This is a genomic window from Shewanella sp. FJAT-52076, assembly GCF_019457455.1.
GTDB classification, from domain to species: domain Bacteria; phylum Pseudomonadota; class Gammaproteobacteria; order Enterobacterales; family Shewanellaceae; genus Shewanella; species Shewanella zhangzhouensis.
Genome location: NZ_CP080415.1, coordinates 1915552 through 1939902 on the forward strand (window position 1 = coordinate 1915552; position 24351 = coordinate 1939902).

Sequence of the window (24351 nt, forward strand, 5' to 3'; positions counted from 1 at the left end):
AATGATAATTATGGGAAGTTATTAATGAAGTTACAGTTGGAAAAGGCATTGTCCCTGGTGGCTGTTGGTGTGCTCGGGGTACTTGGAAGTGCTCAGGCCGCGCCGGTTTACGAAATTAAAAACCTCGAAAGCTACGATCTTCGAGGCACCCTGGAAGGAACCCGCAACGGTTACGCCATGGGAGTCAACGAAAATAACGAATTAGTGGGGATCTCCAAGGGCCGTAAAAAGCTGACCACCGACGACGTGGAAGGTGGCATCATCGACAGTGACGATGGGATTGCCGATGAAGAGCAGATCACCTATTCAGTACTGCTGCCCATCGTTGCCAACAACTTTACCTTCAGCGCAGCGGCAAATGGTGCCGCCGGCGCCTGGGTGCCAACCTTTGAAAGCATCAATGGCACCACAGACCCCAAAGATACTGACACCAGTGTTCCTGAAACCATCAACTCCATTGACACCTTCTACTACGGTATTTCAGATGAAGGCGTGAAAGTGGGTGCCACCACAGCCCCTCAGAAGACCCTCGAATATTCCGGCAGCATCGAAGATCAGGAGTTTTGGTACTATCGTGACTTCGAGCTGCGTGGTGTTGCCAAAACGACCAGTGGCGATGTGGCTCTGCCGCCGCCTTATGTGGAATACACCAGTACCAAAGAAGGCGAGTCTGACAAAAAGGTATACGTGGGTGGATCGTCTGCCGCCACAGCTATATCGGGAAATCTGATTGCCGGCTATGCCAGTACCGATATCAGTCGATACGGCGGTGAGCGTGTTCAGGCCTGTCTGGACAATGCCAGCACCGAAGGCGCACTGCCGGTTGATGTATGTGTTCAGATTGAGCAGTACCCCAACTCCACCGGTACCCGTAATGTCCAGTATCAGACCCGCGCCTATGTGTGGCAGCTGGATAATGACACTGTGACAGGTACTGCCCTGCCACTGGGGCTAACTCCCGCTGCTGACTCAACCTTTACTTACACAGCACAGGGCCTTGGCGTCAACGCCGACGGAACTGTGGTGGGTCGCTCCCATGTGAACCGTAACGGCGATGAAGATTATTTCCGCATGGACGCCGCCTACTGGACTCGTAACCAGGACGGCACTTATGACTACCACTGGGTACCCGTAATCAACGTAGACGACGTGCACAGCTCTCTGGCCTACGATATCAACGATAACGGTCTTTTGGTGGGCTCATATCGCAGTTACATTCAGGGTTATCTGCGTGACAAGTTCTTTTATCTGGATACCAAGGCGACAGATGCCAAGCCGGTTGTGCCGAACGATTTTTACAGCACCTTGTCGGATCTTTCCAGCCGCGCCAAGAGCATCAACAACAAGGGCCAGGTGGTTGGTTACATAGAAACTACCCACGAGAAAGAAAAGCCACGTCCCAAGGCCGGTTTCCTGTTTGATATGAATGCCAAAGAGGGCGGTGAGTTCTCCAATCTCAACAACCTGCTGACCTGTGAGTCCAAAGGTTTTGAACAGGGCTCGGATGGCAACTGGCAACGTCATCAGGTTGAAGTGGTAGATGGCAGCGGCAAAACCCTGACCTACAATGCCGATATTCAGGTTGTTGAAGCCAACAGCATCAATGAAGCCGGTGTGATTGTCGGTACTGCCTTTGTGCGCAAGCCGGTTTATAAGGTCGACGAAAACGGTCTGCCCGTGGTTGAAAATGGCAAGTTTGTATTTGAACTCGACGGTAACGGTAATCCCGTGACGTCTTACTTGCCGCGTGCTGTGGTGCTTGAGCCAGCAGGGACTGGTGCCGTAGCTTGTACGGAAATTGACGAAAACACCGGTGGTGAGAAATATGAGCGTCAGGGAGCGGCCAGTCTGTTCGCTTTGCTGTTGCTGCCATTGGTTTGGTTCCGTCGCCGGGTACGCTAAAACCACTAATCAAAAATCAGGGGCCGCCAGGCCCCTTTTTTTTCTTCACTGTCTCAATAGCTTAATATTTACTCGGTAAAATCGAGTGTTTTTTTGATTGATCTCGTCTCTGAAAAGTTCTATTTCTACAGGTGAAGCTGTTGCTTCTTGTTTATGTAGAACAGAGGACGCTTGCATGAAGAGACAAAAAAGAGATCGCTTGGACAGAGCTTTTGCTAAGGGCTTTCAGGCCGGAGTGGGTGGTCGTTCAAAGGAAATGTGCCCCTATTCCAATCTTGATTCGCGCTCACAATGGCTGGGAGGCTGGCGCGAGGGGGTAGATGGCCGAATAACCGGACTCTTTACCAAGTAATCACCTAATGCAGCTACTTGCCCTCCCTGAAAAGAGGGCATTTTTGTGCCCGTCAGGCAGGGGCTGAGTGCTTCAGGCGGTTTGCAATATTGTTTAAGACGCGAGAGACGTGTTTAACCGATTAACGCGGATACCGTGCAGATATAAACAAAAACACCGGCCTTAGCCGGTGTTTTAGATTATGGGGTTTATCAGAAGGTAGAGGTGTCGGTAAACACACCCACTTTCAGATCGGTGGCGGAATAGATTTCACGGCCGTCCACTTCCAGGGTTGCATCGGCAATACCCATCACCAGCTTGCGGTGAATGGTGCGCTTGATGTTGAGCTTGTAGGTGACTTTCTTGGCACCTGGCAGTACCTGACCGGTAAATTTCACTTCACCTACACCCAGTGCACGACCTTTGCCCTGAGCACCTTCCCACGCAAGGAAGAAGCCAACCAGCTGCCACATGGCATCGAGGCCAAGGCAACCTGGCATCACGGGATCTTCAACGAAGTGGCAACCAAAGAACCAGAGGTCCGGATTGATATCCAGCTCTGCTACGATTTCTCCTTTTCCGAAGGCGCCGCCATTGTCGTTAATGGTTACGACACGATCGATCATCAGCATGTTGTCTACGGGCAGACGGGGAGAATTTTTGCCAAGAAGCTCGCCATGGCCACAGGCGATCAGTTCTTCTTTGGTGTAGCTGTTTGCTTTAGTCATTGTAATAGTTACCACTCCATCATTAAGAGTGCCAAAGATTAGCGAACACCTGTACGCCAAACAAGTCCAACCACCGCTTTAAGCTCTGGAAAATGGCCATTTTGCGAGCAGAGATGCAAAGATCCCCTGGGGCTCATCGAGTGGTTCATCTCCTGCCAGTTTATCCAGCCTGGCCTGTACCAGGCCATAGAGCGTATTCTCAGGGAAGTTATGTTCTTCATCTGCCTTGCCAGCCGGCAGCGCCATCAGCAGTTCCACAGCTTCGTCCATGTGTGCGACCTGATAGATGTGAAACAGTCCCTTGGAGGCGGCATCTATCACTTTTCTATCTAGGTTCAGCTGCAGCATGTTGGCTTTTGGGATGATGACCCCTTGCTCGCCCGTCAGACCGCGACGTTCACACAGATTGAAAAAGCCTTCGATTTTTTCGTTAACGCCACCAATTGCCTGCACATTGCCAAACTGATCCAGCGCACCTGTTATGGCAAGTGATTGTTTTATCGGCTGCTCTGCAATAGCAGACATCAAGCAGCAATACTCGGCAAGTGAGGCGCTATCGCCATCAATCTCCTGATATGACTGCTCGAACACTATGTTGGCATTGAGATGAAGCGGTGCATCGCGGCCAAAAATGCGATATAGGCAAGCTGAGAGGATCATCATGCCTTTCGCATGGATATTGCCACCCAGTTCAGATTTACGTTCGATATCGGCGACTTCACCATCACCATAGTGCACGGTTGCGGTAATTCGGGCAGGTTCACCGTAGGCATAATCAACACTGTCGATAACAGTGAGGCCATTAATCTGGCCAATCATTTCCCCGCTGGTGGGCAGGTTGATAAAACTGTCATCGAAACTCTGGGCAGAGAAGCGTTCAGAGCTGTTGTGGCGCCGGGTAAGTTGTTTAATGGCCTTGTCGATGGCATTGGCATCCAGTCTGTCAGAGCGACCATATACTGCGGCCTGGGCGAACAGCTGTACCAGGTCCTGGCCAGACAGTGACAAACGCTGTTGATGTTCACATTCTCTTGCTGCGAAGTTGAAGAGGGGAGCCATGGCTGAGTCGTCAAGCTGGTAGCCACCTTCGTGTGCGAGGGCTTTTAACCAAAGACCATACTCCTGTTCGGACTTCACTGTCAGATTGAGCTCGTGGGCCATTTCTCCCAGAAGCGGGAAATGGCGGCTGAAGCTGCTGTCATGGGCGCGCAATTCGGAATACTGCAAGGCACTGCCAACCAGGATGATGGTCGATTGCAGTGGAATGTTCATCTCTTTGCCGACGCGGTAGCTGCCTTTGTCGAGCACGTCCAACAAGACTTGCCACAGGCCTTCCCGGCGATAGAGAGCCTCTACGCAGATGAAAATGTAGGGGTAACTTGCGAGGACACCGGGGCGGTATTGCGCCTTGCCGCTGCTGTCTTCAACCATGGCACCCAATAAATCAGTGCGCTTTATCTGGTGTCCCAGCACAGTGAAAAGTCCTAGCTCGCGGGCGAGTGAACCATGCTCTCCTTGGCGGGCCGTCTCCCAAACCAGTTGAGTGCCGGCGTCATTACGACGCACAACCAGCTCTCTTGGCGGGACAGGTGCGGATTGTGCCAACGCTCTGAACAATGACTCCCGGTGCACGCCGGGGAAATCAGCCAAAAATAAGTGCTGCGCTGGAATTTGACTTGCCAGGGTAAAAGCATCGAGGAGTCTGTCCTGACACAGCAGCAAATGTCCGATACCGGGATTGTCTGACAGACCACTTGGAAGATGAAAGGCAGGGCTCAGCCGCTCAGCGGCAATTAAGGATGGGTGCATAAAAGTCATTGAAAAATCATCGTTGGGCGGATTTTAGCATATCCTTGCCCCTTGTTATCAGTCTCTTGTGAGCCCGAAACGAGGGTTATTTCTGCTTTGCTGTACAAAAACAGATCCATTTGGGTAAAGCATAAGCAATCGATTGTTTTTTTGATAAAAGAGGTTTACAGCTCGCGGTCTCAGGGCTATTATGCGTCTCGTTCGGAGGGGTGGCAGAGTGGTTTAATGCACCGGTCTTGAAAACCGGCGTGGGTTTATAGCCCACCCAGGGTTCAAATCCCTGCTCCTCCGCCATATTAAGAAAAGGCGCTGTCTCAGGACAGCGCCTTTTCGCTTTTACAGTTCCCACTTAGTGGTCGCGTTAGCGGTCGCGCCTCAAGCATTGATCCTGTACATGCTGACTGTTCGCCTGACCGTCAATGAGTTCGCCCTATCTCCATGAGTTCGCCCTATCGTCCATGAGTTCGCATTATCTCCATGGCTCGCCTTGTCGTACAAATGCTGCGTTCACCGTTTTCATGACTTGCTCATTGATGGCTTTTCAGGGGCAGTATTATTTGGGAATTTTCAGCCTGCATTGCCTTGTAAGCTTTTCTGCCAAATGTGTATCTTTATGAACTTATTGGCGAAATCTTTACCATAATCACTTGTTCTTGCTGCTGAAATGAGCAATCGACACAAATTTGCAAAATTGGGGTTTACAGCCCAGGGACTCATGGATATTATGCGTCTCGTTCGGAGGGGTGGCAGAGTGGTTTAATGCACCGGTCTTGAAAACCGGCGTGGGTTTATAGCCCACCCAGGGTTCAAATCCCTGCTCCTCCGCCATATTAAGAAAAGGCGCTGTCTCAGGACAGCGCCTTTTTGCTTTTGGCGATCCGGGGCCCTAATGCCCAGCTGCAATCCTGTCTGCAGCAGCGTTATAAACAACTGGATTTCAATGTCGTTATCAGTGTATTGAGTCTTATGGCAAAGCATCTGATTTATTGCACAATAATCCTGTCATTTCCCTGTATTAAATGCACCGGAATGCTTTGCCAGCCACCTATACTTTGGGATAAATTAACGCTGCTGGGCGCAAGGAGCGTGGCCAGCTACGTAAAAACAAAAATAAACAGGGTGGTGCAACTTGATTTCTGTATATTTGGTCGACGATCACGAGTTGGTTCGTACCGGGATCCGCAGGATCCTGGAAGATGAGCGGGGTATCAAGGTTGTGGGTGAGGCCCCGGATGGCGAAACCGCTGTCAGCTGGTCCAAACAGAATGAAGCTGACGTCGTACTGATGGACATGAATATGCCCGGTATCGGCGGTATCGAAGCGACCCGCAAAATTCTGCGTTATCAGCCCCATGCACGCATTATTGTGTTATCCATGCACACCGAAGACCCTTTCCCGACCAAGGTTATGCAGGCTGGCGCATTTGGTTATCTCACCAAGGGAGCCAAGCCGCCGGAAGTGCTGCAAGCTATTCGTCAGGTCGCCTGCGGGCAGCGTTATCTCTCTCCGGAAATTGCTCAGCAGATGGCCCTGAGTCAACTGACTCAAACGGACGAAAATCCATTCAAACAGGTATCGGAGCGCGAACTTCAAATCGCCATGATGATTATCAACAGCATGAAGGTGAACGATATCGCAGAGCAATTGAATTTGAGTCCTAAGACGGTGAACAGCTACCGCTATCGTTTATTTGCCAAATTAGGCATCAGCAGTGACGTTGAACTTACCCGTCTGGCTATCCGACACAAGATTATCGATCCCGGCAAGTTTTAAGCGTGTTTGACCATAAAGCCTTTTTAAAATCGGTTTCCAGTGCCAGTGGCGTCTACCGCATGTATGACGCCTCGGCAGAGGTTATCTATGTAGGAAAGGCAAAAGATCTGAAAAAGCGGCTGTCGTCCTATTTCAGGACGAATCTGCCCAATATCAAGACCCAGGCTTTGGTATCCAACATCGCCAACATCGATGTCACCCTTACCCACAGTGAGACCGAAGCGCTAATCCTGGAAAATGATTACATCAAGCAGTACATGCCCAAATACAATGTGCTGCTTCGCGACGATAAATCCTACCCCTATATTTTGCTCAGTGGCCATAAACACCCCAGACTGGCCTACCACAGAGGTGCCCAGCGGGAGAAAGGCGAGTACTTTGGCCCGTACCCCAATGGCGGCGCGGTGCGTGAAAGCCTAAATCTGATGCAAAAGCTGTTTCCCATCCGCCAGTGTGAAGATGCTTACTACCGCGCCCGCTCTCGTCCCTGCCTGCAGTATCAGATTGGCCGCTGCTCGGCGCCATGTGTCGGCAAAATTTCCGATGAAGACTACGACGAGCAGGTAAGGCTGGCAACCCTGTTCCTCAGAGGCAAAGACCAACAGGTTATCGCCAGTTTGGTCAGCAAAATGGAAGCTTCGGCACTGGCCATGGAATACGAGGCAGCAGCGCGCTATCGCGACCAAATTCAGGCGCTGCGCAAGGTTGCCGAGCAGCAAAATGTCTCAGGACAGCAGGGTGATATGGATGTGATCGGGGTGAATTACGCCTCGGGTATTGCCTGTTTCCATATCCTGTTTATCCGTGAAGGCAAGATTTTTGGCAGTCGCAGTTATTTTCCTGCGGTGCCTGATGCCACTGAGCTTGGCGAAGTGTTGCGTGCCTTTATGCTGCAATTCTATTTGGGCAATGAGGCGCATCGCAGCATTCCAAAGGAAGTCCTGCTCGGCGAAGAGTTTGAAGACCTGCATGAGCTCGAAGCCGCCATGCAGGATTCACTGGGTCACCGGCTTGAAATCAAAACCAAGGTGAGGGCGGAGCGGGCTGCGTTTTTGCGCCTGGCCAATACCAATGCTGCCAATGCCGTTGTGACCAAGCTGGCCCACAAGAGCACTGTTGAGCAACGTATGGAGCTCCTGGAGGAAGTGCTGGGCCTTGGCGCGCCCATACAACGCATGGAGTGTTTTGATATCAGCCACACCATGGGAGAAAGCACCGTTGCTTCCTGCGTGGTTTTTAACCGTGAAGGCCCCAATAAGGGCGAATACCGTCGCTACAACATCAGCGGCATCACTGGTGGTGACGACTACGCGGCCATGGCTCAGGCGCTTTCCCGTCGGTTTGATAAGATTGAACGAACCGGGAAGGTGCCTGATGTACTCTTTATCGACGGTGGCCTGGGGCAACTGCGAGCTGCGATGGCGATAGTCAACGACAAGTTTGCCGAGCTTGACCGGCAGCCTCTGCTTGTTGGGGTAGCCAAAGGGGAAAGCCGCAAACCCGGGCTCGAAACCCTCATTTTTGGTGGCAGTGAAGCCGAATTTTCTCTGGAGTCCGATAATCCGGCGCTGCACCTCATTCAGCATATTCGAGATGAGTCCCACCGTTTTGCTATTACTGGCCACAGGGCGAAAAGGCAGCAAACCAGAAATACCTCGTCCCTCGAGTCAATTCCCGGGATTGGTCCCAAACGTCGCAAGGCACTGCTGCAATATCTCGGCGGATTACAGCAAGTTAAAAATGCCAGTGTCGCCGAGCTTGCCAAGGTGCCCGGGATCAGCGCAGAAATGGCGCAAACTATCCACGACGCATTGCGGGGGTGACAAAAATCAGGCAAGATTGGCGCTGCTTTCGAACTCCCAGGGTTACCCATGCCGTTTAATTTACCCATTGCCTTGACCTTATTCCGACTGTTTTTGCTACCGGTCTTTGTGGTGATTTTTTACCTTCCTTATTCCTGGACACCCTTTGCTGCAGCCTTCGTCTTTTGGCTCGCGGCCATCACTGATGCCCTTGATGGCTATGCGGCCCGTAAACTGGGACAATTGACGCGTTTTGGCGCCTTCCTGGACCCTGTTGCTGACAAGGTAATGGTGGTGACAGCACTGGTGCTCCTCGTCGCCGACTACAATAGCCCCTGGATGACCTTGCCGGCGCTTTTTATGATTGGTCGGGAAATCGTTATTTCAGCGCTGCGTGAATGGATGGCCGAAATTGGCAAGCGTGGTGCTGTTGCTGTCTCCTGGATTGGTAAGTACAAAACGGCAGCGCAAATGGTGGCAATCATTGGCCTTATATGGAAACCCAATGAATTTTTGGTGGATTTGGCCTTTGGACTTTTCTACCTCGCCGCCATTTTGACCTTCTGGTCAATGATGAGTTATATCCTGGCAGCCTGGAAAGATCTGACTTCTGAGTAAAGAATCGGCCATGATTGTGCGTGTTTAATACAGGTCGTTTATTTAGTGCGCATACGATATCTTCACTGAAAATAAGCATTTGACAGTGAGGGTGAAATCGGTAGAATGCCAATCCGCAGTCAGGGGAAACTTTGGATGCAGATGCTTAAAACTTCAGTGCGACGCACGGAAACTTAAAAGCAACAATGCGACATTAGCTCAGTTGGTAGAGCGATACCTTGCCAAGGTATAGGTCATCGGTTCGAACCCGATATGTCGCTCCAAACTTCCTCCCCGGAAGCTTGGTACAAGATGGCGCGATGGCAGAATGGCTATGCTGCGGATTGCAAATCCGTCGATCTCGGTTCGACTCCGGGTCGCGCCTCCACTTTTCGATAACTTCCATAAGCGAAGCATCGACACTTTGCCCGAGTGGTGGAATCGGTAGACACAAGGGATTTAAAATCCCTCGGCGGTAACGCCGTGACGGTTCAAGTCCGTCCTCGGGTACCATTCAAATCAAGCAGTTACGCCGCACCAAAAAATCATACATTTCAGTTTCAGAACATTTTCAGAACATGCCTTCAGAAGATAAACGCTATTTTCTGGTGCTGTCGACGCTTGAAACCCGCTTCACTTTTCTGTCATAGCGCACTGTCTGTCTGGCTGTTTTGTGGCCTGCAATAGCTTGCTTGTCCTGCAGGTTGCCTGACAGGTCAGATATACCCTTAGCCTTGAGGTCGTAAAGGGTAAAGTCTATCAGGGCTTTGCTCGGAGAATGTAACAGGCAACGTGTTGGGTTACCCCTATAATCAGGGCCGCTCAAGCTGTGCCTATCTAAATCTGAACGCCAGACTTGCATCTGGCAGCAGGAGTTTCGTTGACAAGCTCAATAGACTCTTGCGTGAAGGAATTAAACTGCTAGGTGGATGTTAAGGTTTCTTCGGCAAGTTTCGACAGATTTCTGTCAATAAAGAAACTGTGCATTTTTGCAACCAACCATGCCAGTAACATTCGGTCCAGGAACGTTGTCAGACCAATTGAGGGGAGGCAGCCCAAAATGGGCTGCATGTGTCTTATAAACAGGAAGAGTTCACTTCGGCAGAACTAAAATTGAAAGGTTCTATCGCAGAGCAATTGTTGCCTTTGCAAACTCTTACACCGTAGTTGGCATACTGCTTGGTAATTACCATGCTGTTTTCAGTCCGTGGTGACATATCCTCAGTTTCTATCAGTGTGGAGTTGGCATCAGTCATGGAACCAGCAATATTGTTTCCATACACTTCAAACGTTACATCGTAGGAATTCGACCGATAGATATCGCTCCAATCAAGCTTATATGTTGAGCAGACCTTTTCTTTACCGTACTTACTAATCATGTCATTTGCATAATTAGCAGTAACATTACCCATTAACTGAGTCACTGATGTTTCACCAACATGCAATTTATAATTTGCAGCGATGAGTGTATTTTTAAAGTTAACAATTCTATTGTCTGGTGCCTTTCTGAACATTGAGGTCACACTACCGACTTCACTTTCATGAAATTCGTTACCAGAATTATAAATCACTTCAAAAATTTCATCAGGATTCAAACTGGGGTTTTGCATCTTAACCAAAGCCACCAAACCAGATACTATTGGCGCAGCAATACTTGTACCTTGTTTTTCAGCATAACAACTGGTAGTTTCACCTTGGCAATATATACTGTAGCTTTCTGGATCTTTGTAGATGTGGGTGTTAATTGTTGGCGTTACAACTTGTTGACCTACGGTGGATACCGTTTGTTGCTCACTTAAGAAGTTTGAGAAGTCTGTCAACTGGCCGAAAGAATCATTTGCTGCAACAGGGATAATTCCGTGACATGTCGCAGGAGTAAATGTTTCACCTGCAATACCTTCGTTACCCAATGCACCCACAACAACAATACCTTTTTCATTTGCATATTTTACAGCATCTGCCAAAAGATTATATCCTGACTCACAAATTTCTGGCTTTGATGAACCCAAACTTAAATTAATCACATCAACAGCACTTGAAATTTTGGTTACACCTTCAAAAACATCATCACTTTCAGATGCCCAATAAATTGCTTTGATAAGATCTGAACTCCACGCATCATTGCTGCATGAGTCAATAACTTTTACTGGAACAATTTCAACATAATCAGATCCGATGGCAGAAGAAATACCTTTGCCATTGTTTTGAATTGCTGCAATTGTACCTGCAACACTTAAACCATGACCGTCAACACAAACTTCATATTCAACTGGAACGTTTTCACCTTTTTCAGCATCGTACTCAAATTTTGATGGTTTCCATGACTTGTCAAGCGCGTTATTGTTTTGTTCAGCAATTTCAACAATATTGGATGCAGAGCATGCTGAGTCAAGACCTCTGTTATCAGGATCATTGGTCTTGCAATCTACCGCATTTTTGTAAGTGTAGTTTCCACTTGAAACATAATATGATACTGCTCTTACAAATCGTGCTTGTTCACCAGGAGTAACCATATCTTCATGTGGGAAGTAACCTGAGTCAATAATGGCAACTCTGGCTTTTCTACCTAAATTATTTTCAAAAACCGTCATTGCATCAAATGCTGATGTTGCACCATTGGCAAACGCCTTTTGCACATCATGGTAAAACTCTTTCTCAACAAGCGGATCTTTATATTTGTTAAGATCAATCGAATAAGTAATTGGCGTTTTACTTTTTTTTGAGCTCTTCGTTGGTGTGCCAGTAACCAAGTTTGTCGACTGAGGTTTTTCAATCGATATCTTTTTATCTTCCACAACATAGGAGAAGAGACCGCTTTCCTGTAATAGTTTGATGATAGCATTTACATCAATTTCACTATCATCTGAAACCAATACAGAATAGCCGCCGAATGTGGACTTTTCGAATTTTTTAACTAAAACCCCGTTAACGAGACTATTGTCTTCTACGCTGTTAAGTTCACTAATGTCGTTCCACTTAACGATTACTTGACTGTTGGCTAACGCAGAGGTTGCCAAGAGTAGCAGCGGCAAACCCATTACGCCTTGAAATACACTGTTTTTTTTCATGCTATGATCCGGTTATGTAAGTGGTTACATTAAAATACGATTTAAAAAGTCGTACTTAGCGCTGAACTGCCAACTACCATTGACATATTCGCCATAAAGCGTGTTGCCAATAAAGCGTGAGTAGCTGCCGTCTTCGAGTTTTATCAGTGGCAACTCTTCAAACTGGTGCTCATTGGCACCAAGGACGTTGAACATTTCATTAACCAGTGATGTCGATTGATAAGGTGAGTCGACACCAGTATTAAATATGGCTAGCTGGCTTTGGATGAAGCTGTCTATCTCAGCGATCATCCCGTCCCCCTGCTGCATAAATTTGTTTATCGCGTTCTCGTATCTTGCATTAGTGTATTGGGCGGACTTATAAATATTCTCGTAGTCGGCGAATTTAATTTTCCTTTCATTCGCTGTGTATTCTGAGCTTCCGATTTTACCGGAGAATAGCAGTTCATCGTTTAAATAATGTGCTATTTGGTGATATTCAAATGCGTATTTAAGTTTTTTGTTCATCTCTGCAATCTGTTGACTCCAGGATTCTTCCAGCGATCCTGCAAGTAGCGTTTTTATTTTTATGTCTTGCTCCGAGTAGCTTGATACACCATTAGCCTCGCCCATAAAGAACGTTGCTTTCAGAACCACCAACTCGCCTGCTACAGCCTCAGATGGCGTTATGGTGAAGCTGTTTTTCGCAATTGCGGTGATGTTAAGCGGGTCGGAGAGCACATAATCCGGGTTTGCGTACTCAACCGAGGCGAGGCTGGTCTGGTTGGTCTCGTTAGATGAGATAAAGAAAAGTGACACAGTAGAACTGACACCAACAGAGGGATACTTGCCGGTGTAATCATCTAGGTAGCTGATACTGTCTCTTTGGTTGAAGTGTAACGTCATCTCGCTTGTGGCGGCAGCATTGCCTTTTTCATCGGTTGCGGTGAGCACAATTGCAACGGATGCGCTGCCATCAACGTTGGGAATAGTGGCTCTGGCGACACCGGTTACTTTATCAAGCAGTAATGAAAAGTTGTCTGCGATACGCTGTTTTTCGTATTCGCTCGCTGCGTTGAGGACGGTGACCGTGCCGGTAACAGTAATGTTTTTGATGTCACTGTCTTCATCGGACAAGGTAAATACAAAGTCCTCTAAGGTCTTTTCATTAACGGCAAAACGGGGGGAGTCGCCATAGTCTGCTGCCCACGAGATGACCGGCGCTTTGGTTGGTTCTGGTTTGTCGACGACATTCAGCGTAAATAGTGTGGTGGCGCTGGATTTACCGTCACTCGCGATGAGAGAGACAGTGGTTGCCATGTCCTGAACGACTTCTCCGGTAATCAGCAATAGCTCATTACCGCTGTGACTTACCGTGACGACTGGATCAGAAGATGACACAGAAACTGAGATAGGGTCGCCCTCAGCATCAGTCACAGTATACGGAATGGACAATTGTGTATTTTCGTCCATTTGATAGATGCTGGAAAGACCGCTGATGACAGGGGGGCGGTTATCGGTCACATCCAGCGTAAATGATTTACTGGTTGTGGCTTTACCATCATTCGCCGTTAGTGTGATAGTGGCTGAGATGTTCTGACTTATTTCAGCCGCGACCAATAGCAGTTCGCTACCTGTCTGGCTGACAGTCACCGCTGTGTTTGAGGATGAAACGGAAAGGGTGATAGCGTCACTTTCGGCATCTGTCACTGTAAAAGGGACTGTTAATCGCGTGTTTTCGGGCATTTGATAAGCGGCTGACAGACCGTTTATGACAGGTGCAGTATTCGAAGGAGGAGGTGTAGTACTACCCCCGTTATTGCCGGAAGCATCATCGCCACCGCCGCCACAGGCAGTGAGGGCGAGTGCCAATACTATGGATAAGGGAACATCTTTACGCTTCATAGATTGTACTCTCAGGTATGTTGCAGGTTTTTATTTCACACTTAGTCGCCACAGTGGGACAAATGCGTTAACCATGCTTGCCTAGCAAGCATTTTTCATAAGGGATTTTGTACCTTTTAATCAATAGATGCAGTGACTTACGTGGCATAATCTGCCTAACATGGATTAGGTGGTTGTCATTTTCCAGTTACGAAATTTGCCCCAAAAAGCGTAAAACAAAGATCTGAAATTGAGAGGAGTTCCGACATTAATCGACGGGGAAATGGGCAGTTACTGGCTAACTAGAGTCAATAGGTATATGCGGTGGAATTGCCCTGGCCATTGCCAAGGCAGACTGAAAGCAATCGCGGCGTATTGTTACTGCGGTTGATTTGTTGAGGATAAAAACATGGACGACGTTTTGTAGCGAGGCAACAGGGTAGTGACGAAGAAGAGTAGAATCGAGATGACCAGTATAGGCAAACCAATCTCTATAGCTTTAGTTAACTGTTTGGAAATACTTTTTTCTTTGATACCGAACTCTCGCCCTGCGTCAACAAGTCCCGAAATTGAGTCATAGGCCTCATAAAGTGGCGCTACAACTGTAACCAGACAGATAACGCACAACGCTTTGCTGATAAAGCGTGGGGCGCCAATTGCCAAACTGACAGCCGATGCCAGTATGAATATGACTTGCAGTGTTACGCTGTCGACCAAATCGAAGTAGCTGGCGGGTGTATCGAATCCCAGGTATTCAAGGTTAACTGCTGGCAGTAGCATTGAAATAAACAGACATGTCAGGCTGAAGAGCGCAAATTTGTTGTGAACCGTGAGTCCGGATACAGAACTTAACGTTGGCATCTCGACCGAGGTCAATGTCTCTTTTGCTTTAGACAAGTCTATAGCTTGCAGCTTTTCTTTGGCTTTGCCTGTTGCCTTTGCGGCGAGTTCTTTGGCTCTATCCAGGTTTTCTTCATTGATGTTGCTTTTAACTTTTTGATAAAGGTGATTGGCGGTATCTTTGGCGGCAGAAAGGTGCTCGTCAATAGAGGCGGACTGTCTGAGTATATAAACAGACGTTACCTTTCCTTCCACCAGATCAAAGTCAACATCATCGCCAACACGCGGCGAAAGCTCAGATTTTATCTCTGAGAGTGGCACCTCAAATTTGTCCTGATTTTCTGCACGGATCAGGGCGAATACACCGCTAATATTTAGTATTTTTCCTTGCATATCACTCACCTTGCTAATTGAGCATTGTTATCGGTGCACAATAAAAAGCCCTTGTCACTTTATAAAGATACGTATTTTAAGTAGAAATTCGTAACTGCTCACAGCGACGGTGCTCAGATTAGGTTGAGGGGGAGGGGGTAGGGTTTTAACGGTAGGGGAATGGATGCCTTAGCTGGGCGAGGGTAAGGTAAGATCGGCGGTTGATTTACGGGATGATTACCGGGCCACATATCCTCATAGGTGAACAGCAGAACAGCAGAACAGCAGAACAGCAGAGCCAAGATAACTGTGAATGAGATCACTCTACAGAATGGAACTTGTTAAACGACCAATTTTCTGATTTAAATCTGATTGTTAAAAGCAGGGTTTATTGTTACATTTTAGTAGGTTAATCAGTCGCGGATGTCTAAATTTTGAACCAATTGGCTATGCACAGCACAGATGATTTGCAGCTGTTGACTGATATAGTGATCCGCTGGGAGCAGGACCCCAAACAAGTTGAAGATCAGTTGTATCGCTTCGCCTACCAGAAATTTCGAAGTATCGCGTCTGAGGTCCGGACCAAGTCTTTGGCTGAGTTTGATGACAATACCTGGCTAAGGATATCGTGCAACACGACGTCACTTGTCCATGATGCCTTTATTCGAGTAGCGCAAAGCAGAGACGTTACAGTTGAAAACAGTAGAGAGCTGTTCACGCTGTTCTCACAGGTCATCTACTCGATACTGATTGATCATTTGCGCAAGTCTCAGGCGAAAAAGCGGCAAGTTGAAACTGCTGGTGAGCCACAAACCTCCTCTGTTTTCCAACAATTGTTTGAAATTGAGCACGTGCTAAAGAAGTTGTCGCTTGAGTATCCAAGACAAGTGTCTGTTTTTATATATAAATATGTTTGTTTGAGTTCATTGAAAGAGATTTCCAGCATGTTGGGCATTTCGGAATCTTCGGTCGACAAGGACCTCTCTTTCATCAAGAAATGCTTATCTGTACACCTTAACGATTAAACGGGATGGAACCTGGATGTCTTCTCTTTACGAGCATTATTCACGGCTGCTGGAACTTACTTCTACTGAACAAGAGAGCTACCTGCAAACACTGAAGCAAGATGACAACGACTTGTATCAGCGTCTTCGGATTATGATTGATATACCCGAAGTTAATGTAACTCAATTGTTTAAGGATGGTCTTGAACAGGCTTCACAGGGAATGGCTGATGTGCTCAGTGAAGGGGATATAATCGGTAAGTACCAAGTCATCCGCGGGATAGCCCGAGGTGGTATGGGGTATGTTTATCTTGGCGAACGTCAGGATGGCACCTATTCCCAAGTGGTGGCCATTAAGGCGGTGTCCCTGTCTCTAATGTCGTCAGAGGCTGGCTCGCTATTCAATTATGAAGCTCAGGCCTTGGCTTCTCTTAATCATCCCAATGTGGTGACTATACTCGATGCCGGTCAGGATAGTCGCGGTATTGCCTATGTGGTGATGCCCTACATCAATGGTGAGTCCATCACCGAATACTGCAACAAGCTGGATTCAGCATCTGAAAGAGTCAGGGTGTTTATTCAAGTACTGGATGGCATTGTGCACTCTCATGCCCATCAGGTGCTACATCGAGACATCAAGCCCGACAATCTTTTGGTCGACGCTGAAGGGCGGGTGCATGTGATTGATTTTGGCATCTCGAAGCTGATGGGTGGGCAGGGTAGCCTCAGCCAGTCTTATCTCAATGCGATGTCACTTGATTATGCTTCTCCCGAACAAAAATCCGGCGAGAGAATTACCGTTGCATCCGATATCTATAGTTTGGGCAAGGTGCTTAAGGTATTACTGCCCGGTGATGCGATAATCAGCTTGATTGCCGCCAAAGCGTCTGCCGATCGTGTTGAAGACAGGTATCAAACGGTGGCAGAGCTCAAGACAGAACTGTTCAACTATCTTAATTGCCGTCCAATTCTTGCAAATCCCAGCCGGTCCTACAATGCCGGTTTATGGTTTAAACGGCATCGGTTTGCTGTGGCCATGACTATTGGGCTCGGTATCGCCGCTTCTGTTACCGGCTACCATTACTACGGGGTTAAGTTGGAGTCGATGCAACAGGCGCAGCTGGCTGACAGTAACTTGAAGTTGGCTGAGGCTATGCTTGCTCAGGTAGACGTGAAAGTAGTGAGTGAAATTGAGCGACAACGTGCATTGGTGGCGTCAGCAAGTCAGGTGCAGCTTGAGCTGCTTCCTAAGGCGCAAGCCGTTCGTTTCACGCAGTCCTTGATGGAAGCTAACAAAGTAATTGGTGATTACACCAATGCCAGGGTAGAGAATGAAAAGCTTCTTGAGCTTACATCTGGTCTGCCCGAGTATGCCATTGAGCATTTGATTGCATCCAAATTCGCATTGGAGTTGGATATTCTGGACAATCATCACAATGACACAGATAAGCGGCTGACAGCGTTAATCGAAATGGCTTCGGCGCTGCCTGATGCCCGAGATGCCAGATTATTTGCGTTAGTGGATTGGGAGATTGGGACGGCTCCTTTATCGAACCATAAGTACCATCAGCTGTTTGCATCAGTGATACCTCATCTGGAGCCGAATGATATAAATCAGGCCATGCTGTTGCAGCAGGTTAAAATCATCTCTGCATCTGATGTACTTGACCAGGATAAGTTACAACAGATGGAGGCACTGCTCGACAAGAGTGAAAGCGATATCGCGTCAGTGTCGGCCAAACGCTGGGCAAGTGTGTTGCACGATTGGTATATTATGTCCAATCTTCAAGGAAAACAGTCTGTTGAAAGCCTAAATAATCGCATCGTCAGCAATACTGGGCTGTTAAACTCGCTATACGATAACAAACACCCATCGGTCTATGTGCTGGCGATTTTGGCCAAGCAATCCGCTTCTGTTAATCGATTTAAGCTCGGCGATATCATTGATGAAATTTACACGAGCGTCGATCCCGATTCGCTACCGGCTGTGTATCGGACCAACTACTTCATCATCGAGCTGACAAATGCAATCAACGAGAGAAGGTTCGCCGATGCCTATCAGGTAATGGCAACCGTGTCTCCGGAATTATCAAGTTACGGTGAAAACGCGCTGAATTACTATTTGCAGTTTTCGGTGTTCGCGAATGCATTCGACAAGCAAGGTCTATATTTGGCGCAGCTGCAACTATTGAGAGAGCATTATAAGGCTAAAGGTAATATCGGGCATGCCGGTTACTTCTCCTACTCTCTGTGTAGCAGCTCAGCCAAACAATTCGCCCCGAATGAACAGGACATACAGACTGGGGTAGCGGCATGTGATGACGCGATTGAGTTTTATAAAAAGCACTACGGTGAAACCAGCAATTTTTATGTTCTGTCGCTGCTTTCCAAGCTCCATAATCACATGAAACTTGGTGATATGGATAAAGTGCGGCAGCTTACCGAAGAGTTGGATAGAAAGTCAGGTTTTGCCTATCCGGCAACTCAGGTGAGCTATCTTAAAATCATGACGTTGGCACATTTGGCCTTGGGGGAATGGGACGTCGCAGATAGGTTGATAAGCCAGCTGGCAGGTCTTAGTAATGTCAGTACTTATGATTTGCTGTTGGTAAAGCTTGAGCGTCTACAGTCCGCTGGTGATAGTTTTGATCTGAAAACTGAAATCGGTAATGTTGGTGCGTTGAACTGTGATGGGCTTACAAAGGATCAGTTGTACCGGTTTAAGAAGTACACCAGCGATGGAGAGTTTGACGCAATGGATCTCTGCCCTGGCTCGCTGAAGTGGGATGATATTGTTAAATCCGAGGATGAAGCACTCAAAATCTACAGTTCCGCCGAGGCGTTTATTCCGTACCTCTGACGGTGTTAAACGGCGTTTATTGCCGTTGACTTTTATGGGTTAAAAAGTTCAGTCAACGGCAAAAATCTTTCCGAAGATGGTTTTTAATATTCTTTAATAACAACGGGTTAAAGAGTAAGAAATTACGGATTATGTTCGGAATATTTGCACAAGCCTTTGAAGTATAAAATTTATTCAAGGGATTTAAAATCCTCGACGGTAACGTCGTGACGGTTCAAGTCCGTCCTCGGTACCTTTCAAATCAAGAAGTTACACTCCCAGCTTATTACGAAAATCCTCTTAGCCTAATATCTTCTCCTGAGTTATTTTGTGTGGATCTGCATCATTATTCAGTTATTGTCGCCGCTAACCACAACCACCGGCACTTCTTTCATTCTTCTGTTATAGCGCACGGGTTTGTTGACTGTTTTTGTGCTGACTGGCATCCATACTCTCTTGTTTTATCCTGCCTCTATCTCAACTTCATAAGGTATATTCCGCATAGCACCATGAAATGGAAGTATAGTAATACCGCTTCCCTACATGGGAGCAAGCTGAAAGCGGCAGACGCTTGTTTTAGTTTGGCAATTCAGAGTGTAAAAGGAATTTTAACCGGATGCGGATATTTCATTGGCGCTTGGTGGGTGTTTGCCTGTTGCTCACGCGGCCAGGATGGAGCCTTGAGCTTACTTTAGCTTCTCCTTCTGAGTTTTCGGCCGAACAATATACGCAGGAAACCTGTATCCTGATTGTCAGTGAACGGGATAGTCTCGCACCCGCAAGTCAAAGATATCTTGAGCTTGACGACAGTTTCCATCGGCACTGTCAGTTAACTGTTGAACTGCCCAGAAAGCAAGGATTACCCAGCGCAACAGTGCAGCCGTCACACCTTAGTTCAGTCCCGCCAAAGCACCCGCCTGTTCCTCCCGGCAGCGGTATTCAAGCGCTCGGTACAAACGATACATCGGTGCATTCTTCCAGGCAGGTGCGGGATGCCATGACGCTCATCCAGCCCCGCGTTCCTGATAAACCTCAGTCGTCGCTGGTAGCCCATCAAACCTTGGGAACGCAGCTTAGGGAAGCCTACCAGGCGTCAGGGACGCAGGTATATTTGTGGCTGTTACTGGTATTGCCAGTGCTGCTGATAGCACATGTCTTGCCACGTTTTCCCAAAGACAGTGCCAGGGTGAGGGGAGCTGCAGGCGAACAGGCCATCGCTGCGCTTATCAAGTCGCATTACCGCGGGGAGCGTTATGGCCTGTTTACCAATCTGTTAGTGCCATTAGCTGACGGAGGTTCCACTGAAGTGGATTTAGTGTTAATCACCCAAACTCATGTTTTGGCGCTAGAAAGTAAACACTATCGTGGTTGGATATTTGGCAGTAGCCGGGCGCGCAGCTGGCGACAGGTATTGCATGGCAAGCACTATTCATTTCCAAATCCAATACATCAAAATTTCGGTCACTGTGAAGCACTGAAAAAGGTAATGCAGCTTGATAAGGTTCACTCCCTGGTGGTGTTTGGGGCAGATGCCAGCTTCAAAACGTCCTTGCCGCACGGGGTTATCTTGCTATCGGGCATGTTGGCATACCTGGATATGTTGGATGCTGAGCCAGCATCGCTTGCACAGGCTGATGTTGCACGCTGTTTTGTCGTTGCTGAAGAACTTATGCAGACCTCCGGCGAAGCCGCTCAGCGTGCTCATATTGATTATGTTCGCTCAGTGTATGGGGCGCCGTTGGACAGTAACAAATCGCAAATGGGCCAGTCAGCCCGCGACTAGCTGCTTGAGGGCTGGCGCAGGTTTAAAACTGGGTTGGTTAAATCCGGACACTTCCATCAATTCCCCTGTCTTGGGGTTGCGTACCTGGCGTGGCAGGTGATAACGCAGCTCGAAGGTACCAAATTGCGGCAGATAGAGAGTCTCTCCTTCTTCCAGTGCCTGACGAATCGATGCCAGAATTTGCTCAAGCTGGCGTTTGGCTTCGGGTTGGCTGACGCCTGTGGTGTTGGCGATGAACTTGGTCAGTGTGGCTTTGTTCATGAGCGCTCCATGGACCTCAAAAAATGGCCTGTAAAAAAGCGGCCAGTTATAACAGCTTGAAAATGATCTTCAAGTGCAAATCCTTGATCCTTGGCCGGTTGCTGGGTTTCTGTGCGAGAAGTCAGTCAGCAGTGGTATGACAGGGGCTAATCCAGATGCCATCATTAAGGCAAGGCATGAAGGAATACGCCTGCAGGAGTCATCATGGCAAGAGTCTATTGGATTTGTTTACTGTGTCTGGTTAACTTGGCCGCACTGGGCGCGGAGGACGCTTATAGCCGTCAGTTAATGCGTGACCAGGCCAGCTTGCTTATTTTGGCTGAGCCCTCACTGGAGGTTGAGCTAAGCCCGTTGCTTCGCAATTTCGACACGGACACCAAGTCTCTGGAGCTGGATTATCTTAAGCTGAAAAATGCCTGGCGCCAGCTAGGTATGCAGTCAAACCCGGGGTATCTGGACCGGAGTGGCAATACGATTGACAACAGCAGTGAGACCGCCGAATGGGCTCATCATCAAGCTGCTGCATCGGATCTCAACTCAAGATTGATTGCTCTCGAACCAAACGACAGATTCCTCAATACCATGAATCGATTGCGGCACTTGCTCTGGTTGGCCGAACAGCCCTGGCCACCCATAGTGCTGAATGGTTTGCTCAGGCCCGGTGATTCGCATACTGAGGTCGCGGCAATTGCAAAGCGGCTATGGTTGCTTGGGGATATGGAGGTTGAGTCTGGTTATGCTCTTTCCCGCTATGATGATGAATTGGCAAGGGGGGTGAAGGCATTTCAGCATCGTCATGGGCTCAAACAGGATGCGGTGATTGGCCCCAAAACCCTCTATTGGTTGAACCTTGCACCCGAGACGCGAGCGACACGGTTAGCCAAGGACTATCTGGTTCAGAGCCGCGAGCGGCAAACGCTGCCGTCAACCTATGTGTTGGTCAATATTCCCGCCTTTGATTTGGAGCTGGTCGATGATGGTGAGGCACTGATGCACTCGCGGGTAATAGTTGGTAAACCCACCCGTAAAACGCCCTTTATTCAGAGTGAAATAAGCGCAGTGGTGGTGAATCCCTCTTGGCGGGTTCCCCGCCGGTTGATGCGGTTGGATGTGCTGCCAAAGGTACGTAAAGATGGCAGTTATCTTTCCCGAAAGGGCTTTATCGTCTGGAGCAGGGAAGGTGAAGAAGTGAAGGAAACGGACGACTTTTTCCAAAGTGCGGCAGCAGGAAAGTTCCCGTACTTGTTGGAACAACGTCCTGGTCCGGACAACGCGTTGGGACGGTTTAAGCTCCACTTTGCCAACGACGATAATGTCTATTTGCACGACACCCCGGATAAGCACTTGTTTGATGAACCGATGCGGGCATTGTCGTCGGGTTGTGTCAGGGTTGAAAAAATCAATGAATTGTCCGCATGGCTTGCCAATGAACGCCTTGCTGACCCACGTCGCTGGCAACAAACCCTGCAAACACCACAGACCACCCGCTGGTTTACCCTCAAAGAACGGCTACCGGTTCATTTTGTCTACTGGACCAGTTGGGTCGATGCCGAAGGAAGGGCCCAATTCAGGGAAGACATCTACGGATTTGCGCAAAATAATCAAATTCTTGCCGCCAAATAGCCACAACCCCCAATAAACAGCTGCCGTTTTCAATTGGATTGGATTTTGATCCCCGTCATGGTTTATGCGTCAGAAAGCTTGATCATATAAGCCTTTCGTTATATTTTCTGGCTGTTTTGACCAAAAATAATACAAAGGTGACTGAGTGACAAAATTCTCTCCTGCTCGCAGGCAGTTAATGCTTGGGCTGGGAAGCATGGCAATGTTTTCTGTAATTTCATCGCCGGCGATGGCCAGTCGTTCTACCCAAGGCAGCAGGATGCTGAGTATGTTTAACCGCCACACCCAGGAAGAAGGTAAGGGAGCTTACTGGGTTGATGGTAAATATCAAAAAGAGATTTTGACCGACTTTGATCATCTTTTGCGTGATCATCGAGCAAATATTGCAGCACCAATGGATAAGCGATTGTATGACCTGCTATTTCATTTGCAGGAAAACCTAAAAACAAAGGATACAATCCACATTATTTCCGGTTATCGTTCACCGCAAACCAATGCCATGCTGGCGAAGAAAAGTGGTGGGGTTGCCAAGAAAAGCCTGCACATGGAAGGCAAGGCTATCGACATCGCCATACCCGGGATACGCCTGGACAGGCTGAGAGACGCCGCCAAAGAGCTTAAGCTGGGTGGGGTTGGTTACTATCCACAGTCGGGGTTTGTGCATGTGGATGTGGGGCGTGTACGCAGCTGGTAACGGTTTTACACCAGGCATCCAATTCAGTCAGCAGTACGCCATAGTCAGATAAGAGAGAGCAACATCCGGTCCTGAGGCCTGATTGCTCTCTGTTCATTTGCCAGTCGGATAAGGTAGCCGCCAATCTGCAGTAAAATTGGCGCAGCGAAGAGGGCCTGTTTCTGCCCGCTAAACGGCGGGTCAGGCTGTCCAATTCACTTGTGCAGGCGATGGCTTCTGCCAACAGCAGGTCCATGGTGTCATTGGTTATCACCAGAGTATCGAACTTGCACTCCAATCGATTCATTAAGGCATCCAACAAATAAAAGCTGCCTTGCCACTGACGCATTAAATCGTTGACGCCAGTATTATTTGTGACCATGGTGAGTCTCCAGAAGCCAATCCGTTGCAGCGTAACAGCGGTGTCATGGATGAAATGTGAGCAAGATCACAGCCCAACTCTTGGTAACCATAAGATTTTCCATGCAGTTACAATTGCAAACTTTGTTTAGCAATTTGTCTGCTGTGGCGCCAAAGTACAGTCTTGCCTTGCCCGGTGTGGGTGGCTGTGTTAGTATGCGCGCGCTTCGTGTTTGACGAAGCCAGTGTGATTTGGTTGGTCGAAAATCAATTTACTCTGTAACTTTCTGATATGAGTGATAAAAACATGTCTTACACTATTCCTGCACAAACCCGCACTGAGATCGGGAAAGGTTCGAGCCGCCGCCTGCGTCGTGAGGGTAAAGTTCCTGCTGTTATCTACGGTGTTGGCAAAGAGCCAGTATCCATCGTTTTTGACCACAAGGACATCATCAACATCCAGGCCAACGATGATTTTTACACCAGCGTTCTGACCATCGTTCTGGACGGCAAAGAAGTAAACGTACGCGCTCAGGCTATGCAGCGCCACGTATTCAAGCCAATGATTGACCACGTAGACTTCGTTTACGCTTAATCATTAAGCTTTGCCGGAAAAAGCGCCCTATGGGCGCTTTTTTTGTGCCCGCTGCTGATGCGTTAGGCTATCAGTCGGTATCGCACTGTGTGATGGTTATCCGTCGAGGGTAGCGAAAACCTCAGTG

At 48.2% G+C, this 24351-nt stretch carries 17 protein-coding genes and 5 tRNA genes; 16 read left to right on the forward strand and 6 right to left on the reverse strand.

Annotated elements, in window-relative coordinates:
- Positions 1-24 precede the first annotated feature (24 nt).
- Together K0H79_RS08235 and rmf are read left to right on the forward strand one after the other, a co-directional pair.
- A complete protein-coding gene (locus K0H79_RS08235) occupies positions 25-1902 on the forward strand; it encodes a DUF3466 family protein (protein ID WP_220077923.1) in 1878 nt (625 codons plus the stop codon).
- Between the two features lie 175 nt (positions 1903-2077).
- Entirely contained in the window at positions 2078-2254 is a 177-nt protein-coding gene (gene rmf / locus K0H79_RS08240; RefSeq protein WP_011759719.1) for a ribosome modulation factor, read from the forward strand.
- A 191-nt stretch (positions 2255-2445) separates the two neighbouring features.
- Here the strand turns inward: rmf and fabA are convergent, their stop codons facing one another.
- Complete coding sequence (fabA, locus tag K0H79_RS08245) at positions 2446-2961, reverse strand: bifunctional 3-hydroxydecanoyl-ACP dehydratase/trans-2-decenoyl-ACP isomerase (RefSeq protein ID WP_203326869.1); 516 nt, start codon at positions 2959-2961, stop codon at positions 2446-2448.
- Positions 2962-3039: 78 nt separating this feature from the next.
- The gene (locus tag K0H79_RS08250) at positions 3040-4770 is read right to left on the reverse strand and encodes a S16 family serine protease (RefSeq protein WP_220078121.1); all 1731 of its coding nucleotides are present in this window, start codon (positions 4768-4770) and stop codon (positions 3040-3042) included.
- 203 nt (positions 4771-4973) lie between these two features.
- Here K0H79_RS08250 and K0H79_RS08255 point away from each other — a divergent pair.
- From K0H79_RS08255 to K0H79_RS08290, 8 genes are all read left to right on the forward strand, one after another.
- Positions 4974-5064, forward strand: a tRNA-Ser gene (locus K0H79_RS08255).
- A gap of 443 nt (positions 5065-5507) precedes the next feature.
- Positions 5508-5598: transfer RNA gene (locus K0H79_RS08260), tRNA-Ser, on the forward strand.
- A gap of 301 nt (positions 5599-5899) precedes the next feature.
- Entirely contained in the window at positions 5900-6544 is a 645-nt protein-coding gene (gene uvrY / locus K0H79_RS08265; protein WP_011759722.1) for a UvrY/SirA/GacA family response regulator transcription factor, read from the forward strand.
- 59 nt (positions 6545-6603) lie between these two features.
- Positions 6604-8367 carry an excinuclease ABC subunit UvrC gene (gene uvrC / locus K0H79_RS08270; RefSeq protein ID WP_258405531.1) on the forward strand — a complete coding sequence of 588 codons (1764 nt, stop codon included), beginning with the start codon at positions 6604-6606 and terminating at the stop codon, positions 8365-8367.
- A 48-nt stretch (positions 8368-8415) separates the two neighbouring features.
- Positions 8416-8964 (forward strand): CDP-diacylglycerol--glycerol-3-phosphate 3-phosphatidyltransferase, encoded by a 549-nt coding sequence (gene pgsA / locus K0H79_RS08275; protein ID WP_220067583.1) that lies wholly within the window; start codon positions 8416-8418, stop codon positions 8962-8964.
- Between the two features lie 187 nt (positions 8965-9151).
- Positions 9152-9227: transfer RNA gene (locus K0H79_RS08280), tRNA-Gly, on the forward strand.
- A 30-nt stretch (positions 9228-9257) separates the two neighbouring features.
- Positions 9258-9331, forward strand: a tRNA-Cys gene (locus K0H79_RS08285).
- A 38-nt stretch (positions 9332-9369) separates the two neighbouring features.
- Positions 9370-9456: transfer RNA gene (locus K0H79_RS08290), tRNA-Leu, on the forward strand.
- A gap of 563 nt (positions 9457-10019) precedes the next feature.
- On the opposite strand, the gene K0H79_RS08295 is transcribed toward K0H79_RS08290, so the two are convergent.
- The 3 genes from K0H79_RS08295 to K0H79_RS08305 form a co-directional block, all read right to left on the reverse strand.
- A complete protein-coding gene (locus K0H79_RS08295; RefSeq protein ID WP_220077925.1) occupies positions 10020-12011 on the reverse strand; it encodes a S8 family serine peptidase in 1992 nt (663 codons plus the stop codon).
- A 24-nt stretch (positions 12012-12035) separates the two neighbouring features.
- Complete coding sequence (locus K0H79_RS08300; protein WP_220077926.1) at positions 12036-13895, reverse strand: hypothetical protein; 1860 nt, start codon at positions 13893-13895, stop codon at positions 12036-12038.
- Between the two features lie 357 nt (positions 13896-14252).
- Positions 14253-15107, reverse strand: a complete 855-nt coding sequence (locus K0H79_RS08305) for a hypothetical protein (RefSeq protein ID WP_220077927.1) — start codon at positions 15105-15107, stop codon at positions 14253-14255.
- Between the two features lie 413 nt (positions 15108-15520).
- On the opposite strand from K0H79_RS08305, the gene K0H79_RS08310 reads away from it, so the two are divergent.
- The 3 genes from K0H79_RS08310 (at position 15521) to K0H79_RS08320 (ending at position 20712) form a co-directional block, all read left to right on the forward strand.
- Positions 15521-16111 carry a sigma-70 family RNA polymerase sigma factor gene (locus K0H79_RS08310; RefSeq protein WP_258405499.1) on the forward strand — a complete coding sequence of 197 codons (591 nt, stop codon included), beginning with the start codon at positions 15521-15523 and terminating at the stop codon, positions 16109-16111.
- Between the two features lie 16 nt (positions 16112-16127).
- Complete coding sequence (locus K0H79_RS08315) at positions 16128-18950, forward strand: serine/threonine-protein kinase (protein ID WP_220077928.1); 2823 nt, start codon at positions 16128-16130, stop codon at positions 18948-18950.
- Between the two features lie 595 nt (positions 18951-19545).
- A complete protein-coding gene (locus tag K0H79_RS08320; RefSeq protein WP_220077929.1) occupies positions 19546-20712 on the forward strand; it encodes a nuclease-related domain-containing protein in 1167 nt (388 codons plus the stop codon).
- On the opposite strand, the gene K0H79_RS08325 is transcribed toward K0H79_RS08320, so the two are convergent.
- A complete protein-coding gene (locus tag K0H79_RS08325) occupies positions 20698-20973 on the reverse strand; it encodes an HU family DNA-binding protein (protein ID WP_220077930.1) in 276 nt (91 codons plus the stop codon). The genes K0H79_RS08320 and K0H79_RS08325 overlap by 15 nt on opposite strands.
- Positions 20974-21177: 204 nt before the next feature.
- Between K0H79_RS08325 and K0H79_RS08330 the strand changes: the two genes are divergently transcribed.
- From K0H79_RS08330 to rplY, 3 genes are all read left to right on the forward strand, one after another.
- The gene (locus K0H79_RS08330; protein WP_220077931.1) at positions 21178-22596 is read left to right on the forward strand and encodes a murein L,D-transpeptidase; all 1419 of its coding nucleotides are present in this window, start codon (positions 21178-21180) and stop codon (positions 22594-22596) included.
- A 145-nt stretch (positions 22597-22741) separates the two neighbouring features.
- On the forward strand, positions 22742-23290 hold the full coding sequence (locus tag K0H79_RS08335; RefSeq protein WP_220067587.1) for a DUF882 domain-containing protein: 549 nt from the start codon (positions 22742-22744) through the stop codon (positions 23288-23290).
- Positions 23291-23936: 646 nt separating this feature from the next.
- The gene (gene rplY / locus K0H79_RS08340) at positions 23937-24224 is read left to right on the forward strand and encodes a 50S ribosomal protein L25 (RefSeq protein WP_011759729.1); all 288 of its coding nucleotides are present in this window, start codon (positions 23937-23939) and stop codon (positions 24222-24224) included.
- Positions 24225-24351: the final 127 nt, after the last annotated feature.

Excerpts from the sequence above, each read along its gene's own strand:
- K0H79_RS08235 (WP_220077923.1), top strand. The coding sequence starts at position 25 with ATGAAGTTACAGTTGGAAAAGGCATTGTCCCTGGTGGCTGTTGGTGTG.
- rmf (WP_011759719.1), top strand. The coding sequence starts at position 2,078 with ATGAAGAGACAAAAAAGAGATCGCTTGGACAGAGCTTTTGCTAAGGGC.
- fabA (WP_203326869.1), bottom strand. The coding sequence starts at position 2,961 with ATGACTAAAGCAAACAGCTACACCAAAGAAGAACTGATCGCCTGTGGC.
- K0H79_RS08250 (WP_220078121.1), bottom strand. The coding sequence starts at position 4,770 with ATGCACCCATCCTTAATTGCCGCTGAGCGGCTGAGCCCTGCCTTTCAT.
- uvrC (WP_258405531.1), top strand. The coding sequence starts at position 6,604 with ATGTATGACGCCTCGGCAGAGGTTATCTATGTAGGAAAGGCAAAAGAT.
- pgsA (WP_220067583.1), top strand. The coding sequence starts at position 8,416 with ATGCCGTTTAATTTACCCATTGCCTTGACCTTATTCCGACTGTTTTTG.
- K0H79_RS08295 (WP_220077925.1), bottom strand. The coding sequence starts at position 12,011 with ATGAAAAAAAACAGTGTATTTCAAGGCGTAATGGGTTTGCCGCTGCTA.
- K0H79_RS08300 (WP_220077926.1), bottom strand. The coding sequence starts at position 13,895 with ATGAAGCGTAAAGATGTTCCCTTATCCATAGTATTGGCACTCGCCCTC.
- K0H79_RS08305 (WP_220077927.1), bottom strand. The coding sequence starts at position 15,107 with ATGCAAGGAAAAATACTAAATATTAGCGGTGTATTCGCCCTGATCCGT.
- K0H79_RS08315 (WP_220077928.1), top strand. The coding sequence starts at position 16,128 with ATGTCTTCTCTTTACGAGCATTATTCACGGCTGCTGGAACTTACTTCT.
- K0H79_RS08320 (WP_220077929.1), top strand. The coding sequence starts at position 19,546 with ATGCGGATATTTCATTGGCGCTTGGTGGGTGTTTGCCTGTTGCTCACG.
- K0H79_RS08325 (WP_220077930.1), bottom strand. The coding sequence starts at position 20,973 with ATGAACAAAGCCACACTGACCAAGTTCATCGCCAACACCACAGGCGTC.
- K0H79_RS08330 (WP_220077931.1), top strand. The coding sequence starts at position 21,178 with ATGGCAAGAGTCTATTGGATTTGTTTACTGTGTCTGGTTAACTTGGCC.
- rplY (WP_011759729.1), top strand. The coding sequence starts at position 23,937 with ATGTCTTACACTATTCCTGCACAAACCCGCACTGAGATCGGGAAAGGT.